A 7,242-nucleotide genomic window follows, 5' to 3' on the forward strand; every position below is an offset into this window, starting at 1 on the left:
CGGGAAAAGTGATCAACTCTAAAACCGCCTACACAAAGGGGTATTTATACCATCTTACCGCCCTCGGTTATCCCGGACTGACCGAGGGCGAGGGCTGGGTGAAGGGAATTTTATTGACTTTTAACGCAGATTATGATATTGGGCTTTTGGATGCTTTGGAAGATTATCAACCCGGCAGAGATCCAGAAGAAAACGAGTATCAGCGTCGCAGAATCCCTATTTATAATCTAGAGCGAGAATTGATCGGCGAAGCCTGGGGATATATGATGACACCGGCAAAAATAGCTCTCCATGGCGGTATTTGGCTGCCTTCCGGTTGGTGGACCAGTAGCGATCGAGAATAGGGATGAGGGGGCCGATTCTGTTAAGATATACAAATTAAAAGCTTAATCGTGAAAAAATTATGTATCTACTCCTAGAAGTGGCCAGTGGCAAATTCCCCGTTTATTTTGTGGCAGTTTATGTGGTCGGTTTTCTCGCTGCTGTCACCATCGGTTCGATCGCTTGGTACAATTCTAAACGCCCGGTCGGTTGGGAAGATGCCCAAAGACCCGATATTGTCCCCGAAGTGAAGACAGAGGTGGATTCTGATTCTCAATCCTAGAAAAAGGCAGTGATCAGTTATTTTAGCCGTCAGCTTTTTTCTCCCTTCTCAGCAATCAGGTTGGTTGGGATTGACCCTTGGCTGCGGACAAGGGACTAAAGACCTGACTAGGCGGTTATTTCAGGCATTTCCGCCCTTCCTGCCGAACAGAAACAGATAAATCAACCAAGGTCGATCGCAAATCTCTATGATAGAATATTGGGTCTTTAATTTCCGTCCCCTCCTCCTCTTATGAAACTGCCTGTCGTCGCTATCATCGCTAGGATATTTAGTTGACAAGAGGCTCCGAATACGATAGTATTCAACCATGAAACAACAAATTATCGACTTATTTTCTGGTGCGGGCGGATTGACCACGGGATTTCATTTAGCCGGGTTTGAATCTATCTGTGCAATTGATGTAAATGCGAAAGCATTAGCAACCTATCAACATAATTATCCTAAAACACGCACTTTTCAGGAAGACATCCGCAAAGTTAATCCATCAGAACTGCGCTTATACTTAGGTTTACAAAGAGAAGAATTAACCGCCCTTATCGGGGGTCCACCCTGTCAAGGATTTTCACGAAATATCCCGGCTGGGTATCGCTATCTTAATGATTCTCGCAATCATTTATATAAGTCTTTCTTAGGATTTGTTCAAGAGTTTCGTCCTCTTCATGTAGTCATGGAAAATGTTCCTGAAATTTTGAAAGCTTATAACGGTATCATCAGAGATGAAATTGTAGCACATTTAGAATCTTGGGGTTATCAAGTAGTTACTACTTCCCTAAACGCCGCTTATTATGGAGTGCCACAAACTCGCTCAAGAGCCTTTTTTTTAGCTAGTCTAGAGCGTTTACCATCCCTTCCCCAAGCAACTCATTCTGGTGATATCAGAAGTGATTATAAAGCTGTAAAATCTTGGACACAGCTTACTTTACTAGAACCAAATATTGCCCCAGTTACTACTGTTAAAGATGCCATTAGTGATTTACCTACTTTAGAAGCAGGACAAGCTTATGATCACGAAATTTATACTAGGGAACCCGAGACCATATATCAACAGAAGATGCGTGAGCAAAGTCAAAAAATTGTTAATCATATTGCCCGTGCTTTAACACCAATTCAAATGTCAAGAGTGCAAATTCTGGCGGAAGGACAAGATGCGAGAGATTTACCTGCTGAATTAGCACCGAAAAAACACTATAGCGGGGCCTATGGTCGACTTTCTTGGGATAAACCAGCAAGAACAATTACAAGGTGGTTTTTTCATCCCGGTTCTGGCAGATTTTTTCATCCGACCCAGAATCGGACAATCACAATTCGTGAAGCAGCAAGATTACATTCTTATCCCGATCATTTTCACTTTTTAGGGACTTATACTGATATGGCCTCTCAAATTGGAGAATCTGTGCCACCACTGTTAGGCAAAGTGGTAGCAGACTCTATGGGACAAAATCTTGAGTATTAGTTTGGGTTTGTAGCGCTGCAAAAATTGTCTCCACATATCGATCTATTGTCAGACGAGTTCTCTCAATTCTCAGACGAATAGCGGCAGCGGGGATTGTTCTGCTTCTAAACAACTGTTTCTGATTTTTGTACCAAACTAACTGAGTTTTGCCAGCGATGCTTCCCTGTAAACCTGCCCCTACTCCCCCAGTTTTTTTATCTATTGCCCATGCCCAAGAAAAAACATTAGGATCAAGAGGATTAAGGGGGTATTCACAGTAAACATATTCATTGGCCTCTCGGTTTTTTAGCAATATTCCCTCATAGCTGTTGATGACATTTTGAGCAGTTTGACTGGAGCGAATCTTCTCGTTCCAGTGTTGAATAATAGCGGTTCCCAGTTGTGCGGGGGAAGATTGCAGATTCAAAGAGGGAACCCCAAGTTGAATGGCTTTTTTGATCATATCTGCTCGTTGAATTACGAACAAAAAGGTATTATCTGTAGTTAAACTATTCAGTTGTAGAGATTTTAGCGACCAACCACTGGCAGTTTTACTGTCCACTGCATCGTAGAGTAGTTTGCTTCTGCCTAGGGCAGGATCGGATAAAGGAATATTCTTGATATAATGAAAAATTGCTTCCCAGCTATAATCCTCGATCGAGCCAATCAATGGTGAGGCAATTGCGGCTAGAATGGCCTGCTTTAGTCTTTTAGTCTCGTCGTTCGTTAACACTTAGGGATTCCTCTACGGAATACAAAAATTCACTCATCCTCAGACCTAAAGCATTAGTAATATGACTAAGCACTCTCACCGATGGACTTTTTAATCCTCGCTCTAGTTGACTGATGTAAGTTCTATGCAGACCTGTTACTTCCGCCAAATACTCTTGCGACCACCCTTTTTCTTGGCGATAACGCTGTAGCTCTCGTCCTAAAATTTGCTCTAGTTGACCAGATTGCATAAGCTGAATTCTAGTCTTTTGTATACCAAAGTTCTACAGACTAAAGTATTCAATGTCTCGGTGCCGAACAGAAACAGATAAATCAACCAAGGTCGATCGCAAATCGCTATGATAGAATATTGGGTCTTTAATTTCCGTCCCCTCCTCCTCTTATGAAACTGCCTGTCGTCGCTATTATCGGTCGTCCCAATGTGGGCAAATCCACCCTCGTCAATCGTATCGCTGGAGATCAACAGGCGATCGTTTTCGATCAACCCGGGATTACCAGAGATCGCACCTATCAACCAGCTTTCTGGTGCGATCGAGATTTTCAAATTGTCGATACAGGGGGGCTAGTTTTTAACGATGACAGCGAATTTCTCCCTTTAATCCGCGAACAGGCTTTAATCGCCCTAGCAGAGGCAAGTGTGGCGATTTTTGTCGTCGATGGGCAAGGGGGAATTACCGCCGGCGATCGAGAAATTGCCGCTTGGTTACGACAGCAAAATGTCCCGATACTTTTGGCCGTCAATAAATGTGAATCGGTGGAACAGGGTATCCTGCAAGCGACGGAATTCTGGGAATTAGCCATCGGTGAACCCTTCCCCATCTCGGCCATTCACGGTTCTGGTACAGGAGAACTACTCGATGCGGTGATTAAATATTTGCCACCCGCGGCGGCAATTCCCGAAAATGAAGAGATTAAAGTGGCAATTATCGGTCGTCCTAACGTGGGTAAATCCAGTCTCCTCAATGCTTTAACCGGACAACAACGGGCGATCGTTAGTCCGATTTCGGGAACCACCAGAGACTCGATCGATACTTTAATTGAACGAGAAGGACAGGTTTATCGGTTAATTGACACCGCCGGCATTCGCCGTAAGAAGAATGTGGACTATGGAGCCGAATTTTTCAGTATTAACCGTGCTTTTAAGGCCATTCGCCGGTCTGACGTGGTACTATTCGTCATCGATGTGCTAGATGGTGTCACCGAACAGGATTTAAAATTGGCGGGACGAATTATTGAAGAAGGGCGCGCGGTGGTGCTAGTGGTCAATAAATGGGATGCGGTGGAGAAAGACACCTACACCATCAATACTTACACCAAAATGCTCCAGGATCGGCTGTATTTCATGGATTGGGCAGAAATGATCTTTGTCAGCGCCATGACGGGGCAAAGAGTCACCAAAATCCTCGAATTAGTCGATATTGCCGCCGAATCTCACCGTCGTCGCGTCAGTACCTCGGTAATCAACGATGTGATCGAAGATGCGGTTAAATGGCACAATCCCCCCACCACCAGGGGCGGAAAACAGGGGAAACTATACTATGGCACGCAAGTATCGAGTCAACCCCCCACGATCGCCCTTTTCGTTAACGATCCCCAGCGCTTTAATGATAACTATCGCCGTTACATCGAAGGGCAATTCCGGCAACAGTTAGGCTTTAAAGGAACCCCGATCCGCTTAATCTGGCGCGGCAAACCGGCGCGAGAAGTGGAAAAAACGGTTAATAGAGCCACCAAGGTCTAATTTATGGATTTATTGCGAAGTTTGCCCATCGGTCTTTATCTCGATCAACCGATTACCCGACTACATCAACTAGATGCCAGGGTAAAATTTATCTGGTTAATGGCTTTTTTAGCAGCACCTTTATTAGCTAATCCTTGGTGGCGTTTAGCTTTGGTGGGATTATTAATGTTGTTAACCCTGTTAGCTCCTATTCCCCCCCGCGTCTGGCGGCAACAGATGGGCTGGCTGATATTTTTAGCGATTATCGTCTTTCTGATTACTGCTATCACTCCCGATGGTTTAGGGGTGAGTATTCAGCCGCGTTTACCGGATGAAGGGCTGAATTTACCGCCAGCAAGTGATTATCAGTATGTTTTATGGGATAGAGGTCGTTTATTTGTTACCCGACGTTCTTTGGAATTAGCAGTGAGAATTAGTACCTTAGTTTTTACTTTAATTTATAGCACTAATCTCTTTTTATTGACGACGGCCCCGGAAGAAATTACCGAAGGTTTAGAGAATTTAATGAGTCCTTTACGGCGATTTAATGTGCCGGTGACGGAAATTTCTCTGACTCTGACCCTCTCTTTGCGCTTTATTCCCCTGGTTTTAGAAGAAGTGCAAAATCTAGCTAGGGCAGTGAGAACTAGGGCGATCAATTGGCAAAAATTAGGGATTAAAAAGAGTTTAAACGTCTGGTTAACAGTAGTGGAAAAATTACTAGATAATTTGCTTTTGCGCGCCGAACAAATAGCGATCGCTATGGAGGTTCGCGGTTTTACCAGTCCCAATCAGCATCAAGTACGCTGGCACCAATTACAGTTAAGATGGGCTGATTTTATCGCTTTATTTTTGTTAATTCCCTTTTGGGCAGCCCGATTAGTTTGGGGTGGTTTATAGCAGTTATCAGTTATCAGTTATCAGTTATCAGATTTGAGTTTTAAGTGTGCAGTATTAAATAGAAGTTTCCTACTGTCTTTTCACCTGATAGTTCTTCGTTACTTGGTCTGGTTCGATCGGGGGGCATAAATCGACTAAATCTTTATCTTGCAAGGGATTTAATTGATTAGTTCGCTCTAGAAAACAATTGACAAAAATCGCCAAATGTCTTTCTCTATAAGAGTTTCATTTCTTATAACCCTGTCCGTTGCATAAGACAAACCGAAGAACCTCACTGATTACTGTTCACAGCAAAAAACTCCCCACTTTCCACTTCTCACTCGCCAATTTCCTACTAAAGATAGATATTTAAACAGATAAAAAGTATTACTTATAAGAGTAAGTTACGGCGTTTCTTATAGAGATGAGGTATGATAAGATTTGGCATTTGGCAGGGTGCATCTCATTTTTCTAAATCTACTAAGTTGGGATTTTTCAAGGAAGTCCGTAGGTTGGGTTGAGCGAATCAATAGGTTAAAGAAAACCTCTCAATTTTAGAGGAAAGCGAAACCCAACATTTCAGTTCGTAGGTTGGGTTGAGCGAATCAATAGGTTAAAGAAAACCTCTCAATTTTAGAGGAAAGCGGAACCCAACAGCCAACACCTAAATCCGTCGGAATCGGCGATCGCTTCTCCTGACCTTTTGTGGGGTTTCCTTGGGTCAATCCAAGCGTACTATAGTTGGGTTTCCTTACGTCAACCCAACCTACAACCCCTTTTTGTTGGGTTGAGTCCGTAGCCCCCCTAAATGGTTACATACGTTACATAATCTGTTACCATTTACATACGGCGGTTCCTCTATCCGTGTGGCACCGATAAATCCTTATTGAATAAGCATTGACCCTTAGAAGATGTACCAGACTAAGCCTGAAGCCGCCGTATGTATAGAATTGTTGATTGGGAGTCTTGATCATGGCATTGCAGGAAGGCACTTACACCTGGGAATACGGCGACACTACCCAGGCTCTCTGGTTCACCGCTTCTTACAACACGGTCACAAATAAGTGGACTGTTGATATGAAGAAGGGGTCGATGGATCTCAATGCGTTGTGGTGGTCGAATGGCGATAGCAACGCGGATGGCAATATAGTTCTTTCCAAGGCTGACAACAGTCTCAATATGAATGGGACTGGTATCGTCTGGGATGGATACGACAAGATTTCCGATACGGGGTTAACGGGAACGGAGCATAATGGCAGCAGTCTTCTTACTGCGGGTAATACCTATACTTACAGCTACAGCAAGGATCAAGGGGTAGAGATCGAAGCGCTCTTGGCGGGGGGTGTTACGACTCTTGGTGTCAGAGCCACAAGCGTCAACGGCACCGACGGTATCAAGGCGGTAGATGGACAATATGTTTTCGTTCCCTACGATACAACTCCACCTACAGTGACAGTCGATATTGTTGATGCTTCCCTGAACGACGGCGATAACAATTCTCTCGTCACCTTTGAGTTCAGCGAAACTGTGAATGGCTTCACAGCCGGTGATGTGAGCGTCAGCGGTGGAACCCTGAGCGACTTCACCCAAGTGGATGGCAACAGCTATACGGCCATCTTCACGGCCACCGATGCTGTGGAAACCACCGGCTCGGTGTCCGTGGCAGCGGCCAGCTACAGCGACGTGGCGGGCAACGATGGCGGAGCGGGTACGGACACGGTGACGATTGATACGCTCAATCCGACCCTTGCAGTCGATATTGTTGATACTTCCTTGAACGACGCAGACAACAATTCTCTCGTCACCTTTGAGTTCAGCGAAGATGTCGCCGGTTTTGACAACAGTGATGTGAGCGTCAGCGGTGGAACCCTGAGC

At 44.6% G+C, this 7,242-nt stretch carries 9 protein-coding genes; 6 read left to right on the top strand and 3 right to left on the bottom strand.

Annotation, left to right across the window (positions count from 1 at the left end; translation table 11 throughout):
- The 3 genes from PX481_RS01645 to PX481_RS01655 form a co-directional block, all read left to right on the top strand.
- On the top strand, positions 1-344 hold a 344-nt coding region (locus tag PX481_RS01645; RefSeq protein ID WP_288093345.1), incomplete at its 5' end, for a gamma-glutamylcyclotransferase family protein.
- Between the two features lie 59 nt (positions 345-403).
- Positions 404-604, top strand: a complete 201-nt coding sequence (gene psb35, locus PX481_RS01650) for a photosystem II assembly protein Psb35 (protein ID WP_002761344.1) — start codon at positions 404-406, stop codon at positions 602-604.
- A gap of 307 nt (positions 605-911) precedes the next feature.
- The gene (locus PX481_RS01655) at positions 912-2,057 is read left to right on the top strand and encodes a DNA cytosine methyltransferase (RefSeq protein WP_002761346.1); all 1,146 of its coding nucleotides are present in this window, start codon (positions 912-914) and stop codon (positions 2,055-2,057) included.
- On the opposite strand, the gene PX481_RS01660 is transcribed toward PX481_RS01655, so the two are convergent.
- Complete coding sequence (locus tag PX481_RS01660; RefSeq protein ID WP_288027323.1) at positions 2,032-2,769, bottom strand: hypothetical protein; 738 nt, start codon at positions 2,767-2,769, stop codon at positions 2,032-2,034. The genes PX481_RS01655 and PX481_RS01660 overlap by 26 nt on opposite strands.
- The gene (locus PX481_RS01665) at positions 2,747-2,998 is read right to left on the bottom strand and encodes a helix-turn-helix domain-containing protein (RefSeq protein WP_002761350.1); all 252 of its coding nucleotides are present in this window, start codon (positions 2,996-2,998) and stop codon (positions 2,747-2,749) included. Before PX481_RS01665 ends, PX481_RS01660 begins: the two co-directional genes overlap by 23 nt.
- Before the next feature lie 152 nt (positions 2,999-3,150).
- On the opposite strand from PX481_RS01665, the gene der reads away from it, so the two are divergent.
- Positions 3,151-4,509, top strand: a complete 1,359-nt coding sequence (gene der / locus PX481_RS01670; RefSeq protein ID WP_002782109.1) for a ribosome biogenesis GTPase Der — start codon at positions 3,151-3,153, stop codon at positions 4,507-4,509.
- A gap of 3 nt (positions 4,510-4,512) precedes the next feature.
- The gene (locus tag PX481_RS01675; protein ID WP_002761354.1) at positions 4,513-5,388 is read left to right on the top strand and encodes an energy-coupling factor transporter transmembrane component T family protein; all 876 of its coding nucleotides are present in this window, start codon (positions 4,513-4,515) and stop codon (positions 5,386-5,388) included.
- Between the two features lie 69 nt (positions 5,389-5,457).
- Here the strand turns inward: PX481_RS01675 and PX481_RS01680 are convergent, their stop codons facing one another.
- Positions 5,458-5,592: a hypothetical protein gene (locus tag PX481_RS01680; protein WP_002761356.1), complete on the bottom strand. Its 135-nt coding sequence runs from the start codon at positions 5,590-5,592 to the stop codon at positions 5,458-5,460.
- Positions 5,593-6,339: 747 nt separating this feature from the next.
- Here PX481_RS01680 and PX481_RS01685 point away from each other — a divergent pair.
- A partial coding sequence (locus PX481_RS01685; protein ID WP_288093351.1) for an Ig-like domain-containing protein occupies positions 6,340-7,242 on the top strand: 903 nt, incomplete at its 3' end.

This window comes from Microcystis sp. M53603_WE2, from assembly GCF_030065435.1.

Excerpts from the sequence above, each read along its gene's own strand:
- psb35 (WP_002761344.1), top strand. The coding sequence starts at position 404 with ATGTATCTACTCCTAGAAGTGGCCAGTGGCAAATTCCCCGTTTATTTT.
- PX481_RS01655 (WP_002761346.1), top strand. The coding sequence starts at position 912 with ATGAAACAACAAATTATCGACTTATTTTCTGGTGCGGGCGGATTGACC.
- PX481_RS01665 (WP_002761350.1), bottom strand. The coding sequence starts at position 2,998 with ATGCAATCTGGTCAACTAGAGCAAATTTTAGGACGAGAGCTACAGCGT.
- der (WP_002782109.1), top strand. The coding sequence starts at position 3,151 with ATGAAACTGCCTGTCGTCGCTATTATCGGTCGTCCCAATGTGGGCAAA.
- PX481_RS01675 (WP_002761354.1), top strand. The coding sequence starts at position 4,513 with ATGGATTTATTGCGAAGTTTGCCCATCGGTCTTTATCTCGATCAACCG.